We start from the raw sequence: 16,320 nt of genomic DNA on the forward strand, positions 1-16,320 counted from the left end.
CACGAGGAGGCCCCGGTGGGAAAGACCATGCGCGCCGTCGTCCTGGAGGAACCGGGGCCGGTGGACCACCTGAAGCTGACGGAACTCCCCATTCCGGAGCCGCCGGCGGGCTGGGTCAGGATCAGGGTGGAGGCGTTCGGCCTCAACCGCTCCGAACTGCACACCCGGCTCGGCCTCGCCGAGGGGGTGACCTTCCCCCGGGTGCTCGGCATCGAGGCGGCCGGAACCGTGGACGCCGACCCGGACGGCGTGCTGCCGAAGGGGCAGCAGGTCATCACCATGATGGGCGGCATGGGCCGCACCTTCGACGGCGGTTATGCCGAGTACACGGTCGTCCCCCGCTCCCAGGTGATCCCCTTCTCCTCCGACCTCCCCTGGGAGACGGTGGGCGCGCTCCCCGAGACCCTCCAGACCGCCCATGGATCGCTCACCACCGGCCTGGATCTGCGGGCGGGCCAGACCCTGCTGATCCGCGGCGGCACCTCGGCCCTCGGCCTGGCGGCGGCGGCGCTCGCCAAGGACATCGGGGCGACCGTCCTCGCCACCACCCGAAATCCGGACCGGGTACGGGCCCTGGCCGACCACGGCATCGACCACCCGCTGGTCGACCGCGGCGAGGTGGCCCCACTGGCGCGCGAGATCGTCCCGGAAGGGGTCGACGCCGCGCTCGAACTGGTGGGCACCCCCACCCTCCCCGACACCCTGGCCGCCACCCGGGTCCACGGCACCGTCTGTTTCACCGGGATGCTCTCCAACCAGTGGATCGTCCACGACTTCTACCCGATCGAGTATCTGCCGCGCGGGGTGCGGCTCTCCGCCTACGGGGGAGGGACGGCCGATCTGTCGGCCGAGGTGTTCCAGCGCTACCTGGACCGGATCGCCGGCGGGGAGTTCTCCGCCGGCCCCGTCCATGTCTACTCCCTGGACCGGATCAGGGACGCCCACCGCGACATGGAGGAGGGCCGGCGCCCGGGAAAGCTGGTCGTACGCCCCTGAGCGGGAAGCCCCGCGGCCCGTGGCGCGCCGGCTGATCCCGGCCCTCGGGACCCCCGCCGAATAATGGCTGGCACCGGGCCGCGGGGCGGGATTACTCTTCATCCCGTTCCGCCGGGACGAGGCCGTGCGCCGCGTCCGGGCCGGTTCACCGGTTCGTCGGTTCATTGAGGACAAAGAGGTGAGGACATTGATGACTGTCACGGTGACGGGCGCTGCCCGCATTCAGGAGTTCATCGTTCCCACCCCCGTGGCCTCCGGCTGACATCTGTACACCTCGCGCGCAGAGCGCGCGGCCGGGGCCGCCCTCCGAAGGGTCCCCCTTGTTCCACGCTTCATCCGACACGTCTTTCTCCGCTGTCCCCACTTCGTCCGTGCCCGCCGTCTCCGCCCCGGATGTTCTGGCCGCCCACGGCTGGGACGACGCCTGGGCCGCCCAGTTCGCCCCGTACGCCGCTCAGGGCCTGGTGCCCGGCCGGGTGGTGCGGGTCGACCGCGGGCACTGCGATGTGCTGACCGCCGGCGGCACCATCCGGGCCGACACCGCCTTCGTCACCCCGCACGACCCGCTCCGCGTCGTCTGCACCGGTGACTGGGCCGCCGTCGACCCGGACGGCGACCCCCGTTTCGTACGGACCTGTCTGCCGCGCCGCACCGCGTTCGTCCGTTCCACCTCCTCCAAGCGGTCCGAGGGGCAGATCCTCGCCGCCAATGTCGACAACGCGATCATCGCGGTCTCCCTCGCCGTCGAGCTGGACCTCGGCCGGATCGAGCGCTTTCTCGCCCTGGCGTGGGAGAGCGGCGCCCAGCCGGTGGTCGTCCTCACCAAGGCCGATCTGGTGCCCGACGAGGCGGGGCTCGGCCATCTCCTCCACGATGTGCGGATCACCGCACCCGGTGTCCCGGTCCTCGCGGTCAGTTCCATGACCGGGGACGGCATGGCCGGGATCGCCGCGATGGTCTCCGGCGGTACGAGTGTGCTGCTCGGCGTCTCCGGCGCCGGCAAGTCCACCCTCGCCAATGCCCTGGTCGGCGCCGATGTGATGGCCGTTCAGGAGTCCCGGGAGGTCGACGGCAAGGGCCGGCACACCACCACCACCCGCAATCTGCTCACCCTGCCCGGCGGCGGGGTGCTGATCGACACCCCGGGCCTGCGCGGCGTGGGGCTGTGGGACGCCGGGAGCGGCGTCGGACAGGTCTTCGCCGAGATCGAGGAGATCGCCGCGGAGTGCCGCTTCCAGGACTGCGCCCATGAGTCCGAGCCCGGCTGTGCCGTACGGGCGGCGGTCGACGACGGCGCACTGCCGGAGCGCCGCCTGGAGAGCTACCGGAAACTGCTCCGGGAGAACCAGCGGATCGTGGCCAAGACCGATGCCCGGGTCCGCGCCGAGATCCGCCGGGACTGGCGGCGCAAGCACGCCGAGGGGCGTGCCTCGGCGGAGGCCAAGCGCGGCAGGCTGCGCTGACGGCCCGCGCGGCGGACGGGGATCTCCCTGTCCGCCGCGCGGCTCGCTCACCCCTCCAGACCCCAGCTGTGGATTTTCCTCGGATGGATTCTGATCAGCTCCTCGCTGAAGTGCGCGCCGAGTTCGTGCGGGCCCGTCAGCAGCTCCGCCGCACCCCTGATCTCCACCCCGCGCACCCGCCACGGCCGTACGCTCACCACGTCGTCCACCACCAGGGCGACCTTCGGGTTGGCCCGGAGATTCCGCCACTTCTTCGTCGTGGCCAGCGCATGGCCCCCGATCAGAATCGTTCCGTCGTCCTGCGGGAAGAAGCCAACCGGGTTCGCCTGCGGCTGCCCCCCGGGATCGACGGTCGCCAGCCGTCCCAGTCGCTGGGACGCCAGATAGTCGCGCTCGGCCTCGGTGAATTCGGTCATGGACGCAGCCTCACACGCCGCGCCCCGCTCCCGCAGCCGCCCGCCCGGCCGGAGCGCCGGGCGGTCAGCCCACGATCACCGCGCCGAGCCAGGCCCCCACCACCAGCAGACAGGCGAACAGCTCCACCAGCACACTCGTCCCCGCCGCCCGCATCACCGTGCGCGTGGAGGCCGCGGCTCGGCCGTGGCTGCCGAGCCGGAGGCGCTCGGAGCCGTAGATGCCGCCGATGAATCCCGGGATCGCCCCCACCACCGGGATCAGTACGAACCCGGCGACCGCCCCGGTCCCCGCGAACACCGCCATCCGCCGGGTGATGCCCACGCCCCGGATCCGCCGGGTGGGCAGCAGCCACACCACCACCTGATCGACCAGGAACACGGCGGTGGCCGCGACCAGCAGCACCCATGCGAGGCCCGTCTGCTCGTGCAGCGACCACCAGAGCATCGCCGCCCAGACCAGCCACCGCCCCGGCACACCCGGGACGACCACCCCGACAAGACCCAGCACCATCACCAGGCCGACCAGCACGAGCTGCCACACGCCCATCTGCCAAGGGTGCAGGATCAGGGCGTTTCGCGCAGTTCGCACATATGCACAGGAGGGTTGCGGTGCCGGGCCCCGCCGGTCACTCGTGCGGGTCGCGGGCCACCCAGCCCTTGGCGTACGCATGCCAGCCCAGCTGGAGCCGGGTGGTGACACCGGTCAGCTCCATCAGCCCCTTCACCCTGCGCTGCACCGTGCGCAGCCCCAGATCCAGCTGTTTCGCCACCCTCGCGTCGGTCATCCCGGCCAGCAGCAGCGACAGGATCTCCAGATCGGTCGCGTCGGGCCCCGGCACGGACTCCTCGTACCCGCCCGGCGTCAGACGCAGCGGCAGCGCTTCCCGCCAGACCGCCTCGAAGAGCGCCACCAGCGAGTCCAGCAGACCGCAGCCGTGCACCACGAGGGCGGCAGGTTCCGCCCCGTACGCCGCCGTCAGCGGGATCATCGCCAGGCTGCGATCGGCCACCAGCAGTCCGCCCGGCACCCGGCCGGTGACCCGCACCCGCTCACCGCGCTCCAGCGCGGCCGTCAGCACGGCCAGCCGGACGGGACCGGCGAGGGTCTCCCGCTCGACCACCACCCGGTGGACGACGCCGGGCGCCACCGGGTCCGCCTCCGTCCCGGCGCCGGCGGCCAGTACCGAGATCTCCGCGACCGCACCGAGCCGCAGCTGAGCGGCCCGGTGCGCCACCGCGCTCGCGCCCGTCACCACCTCCAGGAGATCGTGCACGGCCGGTTCGGCGGCATCGGCCCGGTACTCGCGGGCCAGACTCGCCGCCGCCAGCTCGGCCCGCTCCAGCTCGGCCCGCTGCCGGGTGAGCAGTGCCTCCAGCGCCACTCCGGGCGGTGCGGCGACCCACCTCCCCCGGCCGGCCGTCGACCGGGCCGCCAGCCCGCGCTGTTCCAGCCTCCGCAGGGTGCGTTCGGTGTCCGGCTCCGGCAGCGCCAGCCGATGGGCGAGGTCGGCGACCTCCGCCGCCCCGAGCGCGACCAGCGCGCGATACGCGGACTCCTGTCTCGCGTCGAGACCAATAGCTCCCAGCACCGGTTCCTCCCCTTCACACTGCGCACATCATGCACCGCCGCGGAGCCGGCTCCCGCCGAGGGCTTCCCGCCCCGCCCGGCCCCGGGCGCGGCTTCCGTGCCGGGGGTTTCGCCGGTACGGGGGAGAGGGCCCGGGCGCACGGCGCGGTGGCGTTCCCGGGCCCCCGCCGGGGGATTGCCGCGGGGGAGGCCCATCCGGTGGCGGCACCCGTCGCCCGCGCGGCGCCGTTCCCGCCCTCGTCGCCCGTTCCGAACCGGGCAGTTCGCCGGTGGGGGGAGCGGCGGCCCCGCTCGTGTCCGCCCGTGCCCCGGCCGGGTGCGCACCGCGGCACCGGCGCGCGTCCGTGCGCGGGCGGCACGGGCCGCGCGGCGCGGGATGAACGGGCAGCCCGGCGAACCGCGCGGGCGCCCGGGGCGGATGCGCCGTCCGCCGCGTGGCGCACCGCCTCCCTCGTACGGGCGGCCCGCCCCGTTTCCCCCGTTCGGAGGAGTGGTCCCGGCGGGCGCCGACGAGTTTCGCGGAAGCTCCGGTTTCCCGCCGCCCCCGTGGTGAACAATCGGGGGTATGAGCCAGCAGGTCGACGACGACTGGTGGGACCGGTTGTACGACGCGTCCGCCCCGGACACGGGTCCGACACGGACAGCGGGTGACACCGACACCCTGGACACCCGTTTCGATTCGGCCTCGGGTGCGGTGACGCCCGCCGTGCCGGATCCCCGGGAGGACACGGCGGCTTCCGCGGACCGGCCGGAGGCAGGGCCGGAGCCGAAGGCTCCGGCCGCGCGGGATGTGGCCGATGTCCTCGCCGAGTTGGAGGACCCGGCGGCGGGCGCGGAGGCACCGCCGCCACCGCGCCCCGCCGAGCCGGTGCCCCCGCGTCCCCCGGTCACCCGGCCCCGAACCGCCCCGGCCGCACCCGCCGTCACGGCTCCGGCCGCACCCGTGCCGCCGGAGCCGGCCGCCGCCCCCCGGCCCCGCGCGCCGTGGGAGCCGCCGCTGGCGCCCCCGCAGCCGCCGCCCGCGTACGCACCCCTGCTCCAGCCGCCGCCGGCCGCTCCGCCGGGGCCGCCGCCCGGTCCCGGACCGGAGCCGCGGCGGAGCCCGCCGGTCACCCATATCGGTGACCGCCCGCCCACCTACGACCCCGAACCGACCGCCCTGGTCTCCGCCACGCCGGAGAATCTCGGCGGCCTCGTCGCCGACACCGTGCTCGACGGGGCCCGGTACGGCGGATATCTGCTGCGGGCCGCCTCCGTGCGCGGCGACTCCGCCCGGTACCGGGGCGAGCCCCGGCGCGATGCCCTGCTCACCGCCCGCTTCGGGACCGGGCGCGCCGCGCTCGTCCTCGTCGCCGTGGCCGCGGGCAACCGGGGGGCGGAGGAGGCGCACCGGGCCGCCGCCGATGCCTGCCAGTGGATCGGGCAGGCGGTGGCGCGCAGCCATCCCCGGCTCTCCGAGGACATCAGGGCGGGCCGCCGGGGTGAACTGAAGTCGGGGCTGCACCGGCTCACCGACCGCACCCTCGGCAGGCTCCGGACCGCCGGCGCCGGATCCGCCGACCCCGGCGAGCAGCCGCCGTCCCTGCGCTGTCTGCTGCTCTCCGCCGATCCCGCCTGCCGCACCCGGGTGTTCTTCGGGGCCGGACCCGGCGGCCTCTTCCGGCTCAGGGACGGCGCCTGGCACGACATCGAGCCGTCGCTGCCCGACCCCGCCACCCTCGTGGGCGACCCCGTCGTCGGCTATGGCTCGCCGCCCGGCACGGCCCCGGCGGACACCCCGGCCGCGGACCGCCCCACAAACGATCCGCGGCTCCCGGCCCCGCCCGCCGCCGACGCCTCCCCACCGCCCGCCGAGCCGTTCCGCTTCCGTGCCTCCATCGCCCGGCCGGGGGACACCCTGCTGCTCTGCGGCCCCGGCTTCGCCGACCCGATGCGCTCCGAACCGGCGCTCGGGGAGGAACTGGCCGCCCGCTGGGCCGCCCCCGGCGGACCGCCCGGCCTGACCGCCTTCCTCACCGACGTCCAGCTCCGGGTGAAGGGGTACGCCGACGACCGCACCGCCGCGGCCGTCTGGGAGCAGTGACCGGGGTGCCCCGCCCGGGGCACCCCGGCCCGTCTCGGCGCGGCCCCCCTCGCGCGGGCGCATGAGAGGCGGAATGGCCCCGGCCATGGGTTGATGGACATGCGGGCCGTCCAGCCGAGAGGGGTGCTCACCCATGGCCAAGCAGAATGTGGCCGAGCAGTTCGTCGACATTCTCGTCCGAGCCGGTGTCCAGCGGCTCTACGGGGTCGTCGGTGACAGCCTCAATCCGGTCGTCGACGCCATCCGGCGCAATTCCGCGATCGACTGGATCCAGGTCAGACACGAGGAGACCGCCGCCTTCGCGGCCGGCGCGGAGGCGCAGATCACCGGGAAGCTCGCGGCCTGCGCGGGCTCCTGCGGCCCCGGCAATCTCCATCTCATCAACGGCCTCTACGACGCGCACCGATCCATGGCGCCGGTACTCGCCCTCGCCTCGCAGATCCCCTCCGGCGAGATCGGACTCGGCTATTTCCAGGAGACCCATCCGGACCGGCTCTTCCAGGAGTGTTCGCACTACAGCGAGCTGATCTCCAGCCCGCAGCAGATGCCCAGGCTCCTCCAGACCGCCATTCAGCATGCGATCGGCCGCAGCGGGGTGAGCGTGGTCTCGCTGCCGGGGGACATCGCCTCCCAGCCCGCCCCCGACAAGTCGATTGAGCATGCCCTGGTGACCACCCGGCCGTCGGTGCGTCCGGGCGACAGTGAAATCGACGCCCTGGTGCGAATGATCGACGACGCCGAACGGATCACGCTTTTCTGCGGAAGCGGTACGGCGGGGGCGCATGCCGAGGTCATGGAGTTCGCCGAGCGGATCAAATCCCCGGTGGGACACGCGCTGCGCGGCAAGGAATGGATTCAGTACGACAATCCCTAGATGGGGCAACTACGTATGTACAGTGGGGGCATGGTGATACGGGTACTGGGTGCACGGCGCCTGAGCAGGGTGACCGACAACTCAACATCGTTCGACCGTCAGGAGATCGCCATCCGGACGGCCGCGCAGGCTGTCAACGGGGAGGTGATCGGGTGGGCCGACGACCCTGACGTCAGCGCCGCGAAGGTGGCGCCGAAGGACCGTCCCGCGCTTGGGCTATGGCTGGAGCGCCCCGACGAGTTCGACGCCATTGCGTGGTGGCGGCTGGACCGTGCCGTACGCAGCATGAGGGATATGGCCTGGCTTGCCGGATGGGCCCGGGACCATAAAAAGCGGCTGATTTTCGCCGAAGGACCGGGCGGGGGGCGCCTGGAACTCGACATGACGTCCCCCATGTCGGAACTGATCCTCATGATTCTGGCATTCGCGGCTCAGATGGAGGTGCAGGCCATCCAGGAGCGCACACAGGGCGCCAGCGAGTATCTGCGATCAGTCGGCCGATGGGCCGGCGGACGTATTCCGTTCGGCCGCATTCCGGTTCCTCATCCCAACGAGGACGAGGGATGGTGGCTCGGTATTCACGACGAGACCGCAGAAATCATTCAGTTCACGGCTGAGTTGCTTCTGAACAAGAAGAGCTACCACTTCACCTCGTCGTGGATAAACGACAAGCATCCGGCCAGAACTCCGGCAAACCACCGTCGGGCACTGGCGGATCCTCCCAAGCCCGTTGATGAGGCTGCCCGCTGGAATCCCGCAATGGTCAGCAGTTTCTTCCGTCAGGTTTCGCTGCGAGGCTGGAAAACCCTTGACGGAGATGTGGTTCGTGACGCGAATGGTGAGCCGGTTCTGATCGGGCCGCCCATCTTGGACGACATCACATGGCGACGTCTACAGGCGGAAATGGACAGCCGTCAGCAATCCGAGGAAAGCAACAAGAGCGACGCCCATCCGCTCCTCGGAGTTCTCTTCTGCGGATCCTGTGACGGAAAGCTGTATCAGGGCTGGATGGCTCCGGGGCCGAATCGAAAAGTTGCGAAACGGCAGTACCGGTGTGCTGCCCGCGCTCACGGGCGCGCCTGCGCCAAGCCGGCCTATGTTACGGCCGACCCGGTGGACGCCTATGCCGAAGAGGAGTTCAAGCGCCGGTTGGGGGCGTTTGAGGTAGTGGAGATGATCACCATTCCGGGTGTCGACCACAGGCCGGAAATTGATGAGTTGATGGCGGACATCGACACCATGGCCGGTCGTCTCGGCACACTTCGGGGGCCCGCGGCTGACGCAGTGGCCCGGCAGATTCAGGGCCGATCGGACAAGCTTGAGCGCCTTCAGGCGGAACCCGTGGTGCCCGCTCGGGTCGAAGAGGTGCGCACGGGAGACACCTACGCCGACACGTGGGACGCGTTGAAGGCTGCGAACGACCTGGAGGGAATGCGGGATCTCTTGCGGTCCATGCACGTGCGCATCACGGTGGGGGAGACATACCGGGGCGCCAGAGACGTCCGCGGCCGGCTCAAATTCGAGATCATGTCTGACGCTGACAAAAGCGCTGAGGCGGACGCCCTGGCGGATGCGGAGTACCAGGCGGGGCTGTGAGATAACAAACAGATAACGTTCGCGGGGTCCGCGCGCCGCACCAGTTGGCGTCCCCGACGACGTCAGGATGCGTCCTCCGCCCCTTCCGAAGCACCCCGGGAGGGGCGGCTGGCTACCGTGAGTCATGTGATTGGCAGCTCAAACACCCTGTGTAGCTATTTCTTCTCTCTACTGTGTCAAAGTGTCAAATTAGACCCCTATTTTCAAAACCCTATAGGGCCTCTATAGAGCCTTTGAAAAATGGGGTCCAGTTTGGCAGTTTGACCGTGGGCGACGCGGAGGGCGACGAACCAAGATCACTCCCGCGTAACACGTACCCCATAACATAGGTAGAGGGAAAAACGACGAGGGCCGGCGAATGGCGCGGCCCCTCACCCTCTCCGACGGCCCGGGTGCGCTCCCGTGCTCCCCGCACTCTCCTCCGGGTAGAGCGCGGTAGAGCGCCCCGGCCGTTCACAGTCTTCCCCGGTGGTGTAGTCGCACGGGCCCCTACCAGGGCGGTGAGCGCGGTGTGAGTCCGCGCCCGGGGATCAGCTTCTGTAGCTCAGATGGACAGAGCGCCGGACTACGGATCCGGAGGCCGGGGGTTCGAGTCCTCCCGGAAGCACGCACGACGGCTCACCCGCCCATCGGGCCACTGAGTCGCTTGCACAACGCGTCATGCCGCCGGACTCCGGATCCCTGGCGAGCCTCTGACGCCAAGCCGCAGTAGCCCAACTGGCAGAGGCGCCCGGCTCAACACCGGGAGGTTGGGGGTTCAAATCCCTCGTGCGGTACACGGCCCCGTGGCTGACGCCTCCGTTCCGGAGGTCGGGGCGCTGAACGGCCGTCACGGGCCGGGAGGCAGACCGATGCGACGTGTGACAGTTGCGGAGGTAAGGCAGCAACACGCGCGCTCCGGCAATGCCGGGGCGACGAATGGACGTAGCTCAGTGGTAGAGCAGCGGTCTCCAAAACCGCCCGCGGAGGTTCGATCCCTCCCGTCCGTGCCAGGGGCGTCCCGTGCGTGACTGATCAGCGAGCGCCCGCAGTAGCGCACCCTGACGGACGAAGCCGACGGATCTCATCGAGGGTCGGGCGACGTCGAGGAGCGCGCGGCTGTCCGACGGCGGGACCCGGACAGCGCACTGCCGTACGAGCGCTACGGGCTCAGGTCATGGCTCCGGTTCGATCCCGGGTGCGGCACTTAGTCTTCTCTAGTTCAATCGGCAGACCGTCGGGCCCTGGACCGGAGGACGAGGTTCGAATCCTTGTCGGGGAGCAGACTTCGTGCGGTGTGAGGCAGTACACGCGCGCCGGGGAGGTTCAGCCGGCGGTGTCATCGAGGGTTCGAATCCCTCCACGAAGTCATGCCCCCGTAGCTCAGTTGGAAGAGCAGCGCCCTCGTAAGGCGCGGGTCGCAGGTTCGAATCCTGCCGGGGGCTCCAGGGATCAGTTTGTACATTATCCAAACTGATCCGCCACGGGGCGTGGCTCAGCGTGACTAGAGCGCCCGCTTTGGGAGCGGGAGGCCGCAGGTTCGAATCCTGCCGCCCCGACCAACAACCAGACCAGCCTCAGTGCGGCGGAAAGGTCCCGCACTGGGGCTGCGCCACGTAGAATCCCGTATTAGCCCAGACTCAAGGCGAATTGACGAGGAGACTGAGGACTGGTGTGTGAAATCGCTGAGTTCTTACGCGCCCGCTACGAAGACGAGTGGAACCTTGCCCGAGACGCCGGCGGCACCGATTGGGTCTTCAGCCCCACAATGGTCTGGAACGGGCCGGGAAACATCACTCGACAGGCCGTAGTTGAATTCATGGGTACCGCGATGGCCTACATTGCGGCGCTCGACCCGGTGCATGGAAAGTACGGCGTCCATGCTGGCGTGCACATTGCTCTTCACGATCCGCGGCGGGTTGGCCGGGAAAGTGACATGAAGTTGCGGATCCTTGACGTGCACTTTCCGCGGACTGACGCGCAGGATCCGAAGCGCGTGGAGTGTGGGCAGTGCTCGGATTCCTATCCGTGCGTCACCCTCCGCCTGATGGCGCAGCCGTACGCCGGCCACGCGTGCTATCGCAAGGAGTGGCGGCCGTAGTTCGAACGGTTCCGCCCCGGTGCGACGGAAGGGTTCCGCACCGGGGCTTCCCTACGTGATGATGATGAGATGACGCCTGACGACCTTGATCGCCGGTTCGCGTTCCACGCCTCCAGCCGTCACGACAAAGCTGAGGCGCACAGCGATGTCAGGAGCGCATGCCGCGAGTTGGCAGAGCTGCTGAACCGCGTGCTACCGGAGGGCCGGGAGAAGTCAATAGCGGTCACGAGGCTCGAAGAGGTCATGTTCTGGTCCAACGCCGCGATCGCGCGGGACGGTGCTACTTCGGCATCGTGACCGTGAACAGCGGGTCGGCGAACCCGTAGTTGACGCTCCCGCCCTTGCGTGCGACGTCCAGCACGATATCTCCGGTAGCTGACTGCCCCGGTGCGTACGTGGTGTCGAGCTCCTGTCCTTCCCCGGTGGTCTCCAGGGTGGACGCGTTCTGCGCTGCCGTGGAGGCGTCCTGCCACTTCATGATTCCGTAGGACGAGAACGATCCTTCCTTGCTGCCCACATTTTTCACTGTGAGCGTGAGGACGGCGTACTGGCCCTTCGCCTTGGTCGACGTGCCGACGCCTGCGGGATCTACGTACTTCACGCCCTTCACGGTGACTTGCATCTTGGTCGTCAAGGTCTCGTCAGCGCTGTCCACTGCCGTGTACGTGCCCGACTGTCCGACCGACAGCACCGGAGCGGGTGGCGCGGAGGACGGCTCCTCAGCCGGCTTGCTCGGCTTGTCTGCCGCCACTGACGATTCCTTGGCCGGCTCACTCGGCTTCTCCTCCGTCGAGCACCCGACGATCCCGGATGCGGCGATCAGAGCGGCTGCGGACACGACGAACCTGCGCGACGACCTCATTGATTCCCCCATGCGTGAACGGCCTCTGTGGGCCCTGTATGGGGCTCAGCGTAGGGCACGTGCGCATGCCCGCATGCGGGAATCCAAAGGGATTTCAGCGTGACTGATACGTGGCCATGTGGCCGGAATGGAGGCCAGGCCGCATGAGTGGATGGGACTTCCTGAGGTACCGCCCGACCAACGGACGTAGATGGGGCGTCGGGCCCGTCGGCGGCGGGACGTGGCGAGGAGCGTGCGGTGTATCCGTCGTCCTGGTGGGCCGCGGGTATGGCGTCTGCCGGTGGCCGAAGGTGTGGCGCTGATGGCGTGGGAGGGAAGTACTCGCCGGCAGCGACTCCCCAAGGACTGGCCTCGCATCCGACGACGCATCATCCGCCGTGATGGCGGTGTCTGCGTGGCGCGGTACAGCGACGGCCGACGATGTGAGCTACCAGGTACTGACGTGGATCACATCATGCCTGGCGACGACCACTCAGATACCAACCTCCAGCTCCTGTGCCCATGGCATCACCGCCACAAGAGCGGCCATGAGGGAGGCACAGCAGCCGCACGTACGCGCGTAAGCGTGGCTCGTCCGAGACCTACTCATCCTGCACTGGAGGACGACGATGACGGCATGGCCGCATAGGTGGCGCCCGTGAGTGGCGCACACGTGGTGCTCCTGGAGGATGACGACACCGGAGAGCGAGGTGTGAGCGTGACACGCGTGCTCGTGAACGGCACTGACGTTGGGCTGGTTGCAGCCGGCTCGATCCGTGTGCGAGTGCGAGACGACGACGTCACCACGGTCACCGTGACGCTCATCCCGAGCCGCCTGGAGATCCGCGGTGAGCATGCTGACGGGGAGCGCACGCAGCCTCGCGCCGGCTTCACAGCCAAGCTCACCTAGCCGGGACCAGGGGGGTGATCCCCAGCGGGCCCGCCTGGAGACCGAAGAGGTGCTGGTCCTCGCTGTCTGTACGGGTCTGGGGGATACCGCCATGGCGTCCGCAGGCGCCCGGCACGCGGCCTGCGAGCTACCTACCGGAGTGTCGCGACCCCGGAATCGGCAGACGGGCACGCAGCGGCTCGACTCACCTTGACTCAGTGTTTACGCAGGTCAGAGCGTCGTTTCGTTACACGCCCTGTATTATGGGGGTATGGCGATGCGGACTTGCGAGCGAGACGGATGCTTTGCCGAACTGCCCGCCACGGGCGTTGGACGGATACCCCGGTTCTGCTCTGGACGCTGCCGAGTGGCCGCTCATCGCGCCGCGAAAGCCGACCCCATCCCTGCCGACCTCCGCACCGCCGGCCGCTGGATCCGCCGCTCGGCGACGAAGGTGCCGCTGACGGTGGACGGCTCCGCGGCCTCTTCGACGGATCCGCAGACATGGAGCACACACGAGGCCGCATTCGCTTCGACGGCCGGCGTTGGGACGGGCTTCGTCCTCTCCGATGAAGACGACATCGTGTGTATCGACCTTGACCACTGCCGTAACCGCCTCACCGGAGCGCTTGCTCCGTGGGCCGCGGACATCGTCCGTGACGCGGGCACCACCTACGTAGAGGTGTCCCCGTCCGGCGACGGTCTGCACATCTGGGGCCGCGCGGACGTCCGACAGGGACGCCGCATCCGGCGCCCTGGCGGTCTGGCCGTGGAGATCTACGGCACCGGCCGGTACATCGCAATGACGGGACGCCGACATGGCAACGCCCCGTCCAGCCTTGCGAACCTTCAGGGCGTGATCAATCGTCTGACGAGCGGGCGTTAGCCACCCGCTGACGACAGTTCTCCATCTCCACCCGCACGTCGTAGTAGCGACGAACTGTGGTCCGAGCCTGGCGCAGAATGCCGTGAGCGCGCCTGAACACGATGACGAGTGCGACTCCCGCCACGCCTACGGCTCCAGCGATCCATTCGTAGGGTTCCATCCGGTCCTTCAACCCTTCTGTGGGTGGGGTCGGACCGGGCATGGACGCTCGATCCGACCCATGCGAACTGGTGCATGTTTGGTCAGATCGAGGTCGCCCCCTGACGTGGGATTCGTTGCGTTGGATCACTGATCCGTCGCTGCGTTTCGAACGAGACTCGAAAGGTCTTACGGCAAAGCCTGCGCGCACAGTACGAGAAAGGCCGTCAGGTGCCGCCTCGTTTACGCGCGCTTCGAATCTAGCAGAGCTTAGGAGGTGACATGGCCGGACACGGACCAGCACCCAAGGACCCATCACGACGCCGCCGGCGCAACGCCGTGGAGTCCCTGACGACGATCGTCCCTGACGATGAACTCCGCGGCCCGGAGCTGCCGGAGGGAGTTCTAGGTGCCGACGAGGCGACGGGGGAAGCCCTTCCATGGCACCCGATGACTCAGCTCTGGTGGGATTCCTGGCGTACGAGCGCGCAGGCGCAAACCTTCGTTGCCACTGACTGGATCTTCCTCATCGACACCGCCTTGATGCACCACACCATGTGGGCGAAGGGTCGATGGGAGTTCGCTTCTGAAGTGCGCCTCAGAGCCGCCAAATTCGGCGCTACACCGGAGGACAGGGCCCGCCTGAAGCTGAAGGTGGACGACCCAACAAACGCCGCTCAGAGGGCCGCACAGCGCCCCGCGAATGTCTCTGACATCACCTCGCGGAGAGCCCGCCTTACTGGTTAGGAGACCGTGTGCCGCGCGCTATTGTGCGCGCCCCCGGTCACGACCGATCCCGCTCTCTCGGGTGGCTATCGGTCGCATGGATGGAGTACTTCGTCGTGCACGGCCCTGGCGATGTCCAGGGTGAGCCGGTACGTCATGGTGACGAGTACACCGGTTTCGTCGTGGACTGCTACGCAGCCGATGACGACGAGGGCCGTCGCATGTACGACTCGGCTTTCTTCAGCCGCCCCAAGGGCTGTGACAAGAGCGGCCTTGGCGCCCGCATCGGTCTCTTCGAAGCTCTCGGCCCCGCCCGGTTCGGCGGATGGGCGGAGGGTGGTGAGGTCTACCGGGATCCGTGGGGCTTGGGCTTTGAGTATGTGTACGAGCCTGGTGAGCCGATGGGCCGGCCGGTCAAGGTTCCCTACCTCCGCATCATGGCGACGGAGGAAGGTCAGACCGGGAACGTGTTCGACACCATCCATTTCAACTTGACCGACGAGGCGTCGCCCCTATCACAAGTTCCCAACGTTGACGTTGGGTTGACTCGAATCATCCTCCCTGACGGCGGAGAGATTATGCCGTCCACCGCCTCCAGCTCCTCGAAGGATGGAGGCAAGGAAACGTGGGTGTGCTTTGACGAAACCCACCTCTACAACACCCCCGAACTCCGCCGGATGTATGCGACCGTCACGCGAAATCTTCGCAAGCGGAAGCGCGGTGCGCAGACGTGGTTTCTCGAAACCACGACGATGTTTGCGCCTGGTCAGGACTCGGTTGCTGAGCGGACGTACGAGGAAGCGGAAGCTATTCGCGACGGTCGTAAGAAACGCGGCCGTGCGCGCCTTATGTATGACCACCGCTGGGGCGAGTGCAAGAACCTGAAGGACGAGGAAGAACTTCGCGCCGCCCTCATCGACGCCTATGGCGACGCCATGGAGTGGATGGACCTGGAGTCCCTTGTCGATGATTTCTACGACCTCCGCAACGACTCCGCGGACGGCCGGCGCTACTTCCTCAACTCCCGCACTGTCGCTTCCGATGCATGGATGGATCCGGATGCCTGGGCGCTCTGCCGTCGCGCGGAAGAGATAGCCGACGGCGACTTGATCACTTTGGGATTCGACGGCTCTATTCGGGACGATGCAACCGCCCTCACCGCCTGCCGAGTATCCGACGGACATCTCATGCTCCTCGGCTGCTGGGAAAAGCCGGAAGGCCCTGAGGGCGACGGATGGCAGGTGGACCGCGAGGCGGTAGACGCTGCCGTGGCCCGTGCTTTCGACCGCTTTGACGTCTGCGGCTTCTACGCCGACCCGCCGCACTGGCAGGACTACGTAGACCGGTGGACGGCTGACTTCGGTGAAAAACTCCAGGTCAGAGCGACACAGGCCCGGCCTCTGGAGTGGTGGACGAACCGTCCGACTGTGATGGAGACGGCCCTGGATCGCTTCATGGAGGCCGTGGAGGACAAGGGCCTCAGCCACGCGGAGACGCTGGATCCCGACGCAGCGCTGCGACACCTGACGTGGGGAGCCACGCTTACGCGTCACGTGCTCAACGCTCGTCGCCGCCCAATGGGCCGCAACCACATGGGTATCGGCAAGGAGCACAAGAAGAGCCCCAAGAAAATCGACGCCGCCATGTCGGCCGTCCTCGCCTACGAATGCCGCGCTGACGCGGTAGCCGCGGGCATTACCAAGCGCAAGAAGCGCACCGGCCGTCTAGTCGCCTTCTGAGGGAG

Annotated in this window: 13 protein-coding genes, 5 tRNA genes and 1 pseudogene; 15 read left to right on the plus strand and 4 right to left on the minus strand. The window is 68.8% G+C overall.

Annotated elements, in window-relative coordinates; genetic code table 11:
• Nucleotides 1-27 precede the first annotated feature (27 nt).
• Entirely contained in the window at nucleotides 28-996 is a 969-nt protein-coding gene (locus tag AAFN69_RS10810; protein WP_347728524.1) for a zinc-binding dehydrogenase, read from the plus strand.
• Between the two features lie 371 nt (nucleotides 997-1,367).
• Nucleotides 1,368-2,459, plus strand: a complete 1,092-nt coding sequence (rsgA, locus tag AAFN69_RS10815) for a ribosome small subunit-dependent GTPase A (protein WP_347728164.1) — start codon at nucleotides 1,368-1,370, stop codon at nucleotides 2,457-2,459.
• 47 nt (nucleotides 2,460-2,506) lie between these two features.
• Here the strand turns inward: rsgA and AAFN69_RS10820 are convergent, their stop codons facing one another.
• The 3 genes from AAFN69_RS10820 to AAFN69_RS10830 all read right to left on the minus strand — a co-directional run bounded on the left by AAFN69_RS10820 (nucleotide 2,507) and on the right by AAFN69_RS10830 (nucleotide 4,464).
• Nucleotides 2,507-2,875 (minus strand): PPOX class F420-dependent oxidoreductase, encoded by a 369-nt coding sequence (locus AAFN69_RS10820; protein ID WP_347728165.1) that lies wholly within the window; start codon nucleotides 2,873-2,875, stop codon nucleotides 2,507-2,509.
• 64 nt (nucleotides 2,876-2,939) lie between these two features.
• Nucleotides 2,940-3,422, minus strand: coding sequence for a DUF456 domain-containing protein (locus AAFN69_RS10825; RefSeq protein ID WP_347728525.1), 483 nt, complete (start codon nucleotides 3,420-3,422; stop codon nucleotides 2,940-2,942).
• A gap of 79 nt (nucleotides 3,423-3,501) precedes the next feature.
• The gene (locus tag AAFN69_RS10830; protein WP_347728166.1) at nucleotides 3,502-4,464 is read right to left on the minus strand and encodes a helix-turn-helix domain-containing protein; all 963 of its coding nucleotides are present in this window, start codon (nucleotides 4,462-4,464) and stop codon (nucleotides 3,502-3,504) included.
• A gap of 564 nt (nucleotides 4,465-5,028) precedes the next feature.
• Here AAFN69_RS10830 and AAFN69_RS10835 point away from each other — a divergent pair.
• From AAFN69_RS10835 to AAFN69_RS10880, 10 genes and pseudogenes are all read left to right on the plus strand, one after another.
• Nucleotides 5,029-6,546: a protein phosphatase 2C domain-containing protein gene (locus tag AAFN69_RS10835; RefSeq protein ID WP_347728167.1), complete on the plus strand. Its 1,518-nt coding sequence runs from the start codon at nucleotides 5,029-5,031 to the stop codon at nucleotides 6,544-6,546.
• A 133-nt stretch (nucleotides 6,547-6,679) separates the two neighbouring features.
• Nucleotides 6,680-7,417, plus strand: a pseudogene (locus tag AAFN69_RS10840) (thiamine pyrophosphate-binding protein); the annotation flags it as partial.
• Between the two features lie 33 nt (nucleotides 7,418-7,450).
• Nucleotides 7,451-9,016, plus strand: coding sequence for a recombinase family protein (locus AAFN69_RS10845; protein WP_347728168.1), 1,566 nt, complete (start codon nucleotides 7,451-7,453; stop codon nucleotides 9,014-9,016).
• A 533-nt stretch (nucleotides 9,017-9,549) separates the two neighbouring features.
• A tRNA-Arg gene (locus AAFN69_RS10850) sits at nucleotides 9,550-9,623 on the plus strand.
• 95 nt (nucleotides 9,624-9,718) lie between these two features.
• A tRNA-Leu gene (locus tag AAFN69_RS10855) sits at nucleotides 9,719-9,792 on the plus strand.
• Between the two features lie 142 nt (nucleotides 9,793-9,934).
• Nucleotides 9,935-10,008, plus strand: a tRNA-Trp gene (locus AAFN69_RS10860).
• A gap of 359 nt (nucleotides 10,009-10,367) precedes the next feature.
• A tRNA-Thr gene (locus AAFN69_RS10865) sits at nucleotides 10,368-10,443 on the plus strand.
• 36 nt (nucleotides 10,444-10,479) lie between these two features.
• Nucleotides 10,480-10,557, plus strand: a tRNA-Pro gene (locus AAFN69_RS10870).
• Nucleotides 10,558-10,667: 110 nt separating this feature from the next.
• Nucleotides 10,668-11,096 carry a DUF6221 family protein gene (locus AAFN69_RS10875; protein ID WP_347728169.1) on the plus strand — a complete coding sequence of 143 codons (429 nt, stop codon included), beginning with the start codon at nucleotides 10,668-10,670 and terminating at the stop codon, nucleotides 11,094-11,096.
• A 69-nt stretch (nucleotides 11,097-11,165) separates the two neighbouring features.
• Nucleotides 11,166-11,393, plus strand: a complete 228-nt coding sequence (locus AAFN69_RS10880; protein WP_347728170.1) for a hypothetical protein — start codon at nucleotides 11,166-11,168, stop codon at nucleotides 11,391-11,393.
• Here the strand turns inward: AAFN69_RS10880 and AAFN69_RS10885 are convergent.
• On the minus strand, nucleotides 11,377-11,934 hold the full coding sequence (locus AAFN69_RS10885; protein ID WP_347728171.1) for a DUF4352 domain-containing protein: 558 nt from the start codon (nucleotides 11,932-11,934) through the stop codon (nucleotides 11,377-11,379). The two genes, AAFN69_RS10880 and AAFN69_RS10885, sit on opposite strands and share 17 nt — an antisense overlap.
• A 721-nt stretch (nucleotides 11,935-12,655) precedes the next feature.
• Between AAFN69_RS10885 and AAFN69_RS10890 the strand changes: the two genes are divergently transcribed.
• The 3 genes from AAFN69_RS10890 (at nucleotide 12,656) to AAFN69_RS10900 (ending at nucleotide 16,315) form a co-directional block, all read left to right on the plus strand.
• A complete protein-coding gene (locus AAFN69_RS10890) occupies nucleotides 12,656-12,847 on the plus strand; it encodes a hypothetical protein (RefSeq protein ID WP_347728172.1) in 192 nt (63 codons plus the stop codon).
• Nucleotides 12,848-13,097: 250 nt separating this feature from the next.
• Nucleotides 13,098-13,712 (plus strand): bifunctional DNA primase/polymerase, encoded by a 615-nt coding sequence (locus tag AAFN69_RS10895; protein ID WP_347728173.1) that lies wholly within the window; start codon nucleotides 13,098-13,100, stop codon nucleotides 13,710-13,712.
• A 965-nt stretch (nucleotides 13,713-14,677) separates the two neighbouring features.
• On the plus strand, nucleotides 14,678-16,315 hold the full coding sequence (locus AAFN69_RS10900; RefSeq protein WP_347728174.1) for a terminase: 1,638 nt from the start codon (nucleotides 14,678-14,680) through the stop codon (nucleotides 16,313-16,315).
• Nucleotides 16,316-16,320 lie beyond the last annotated feature (5 nt).

This window comes from Streptomyces sp. CAU 1734, from assembly GCF_039888735.1.
In the GTDB taxonomy this organism is placed as follows: Bacteria; Actinomycetota; Actinomycetes; order Streptomycetales; family Streptomycetaceae; genus Streptomyces.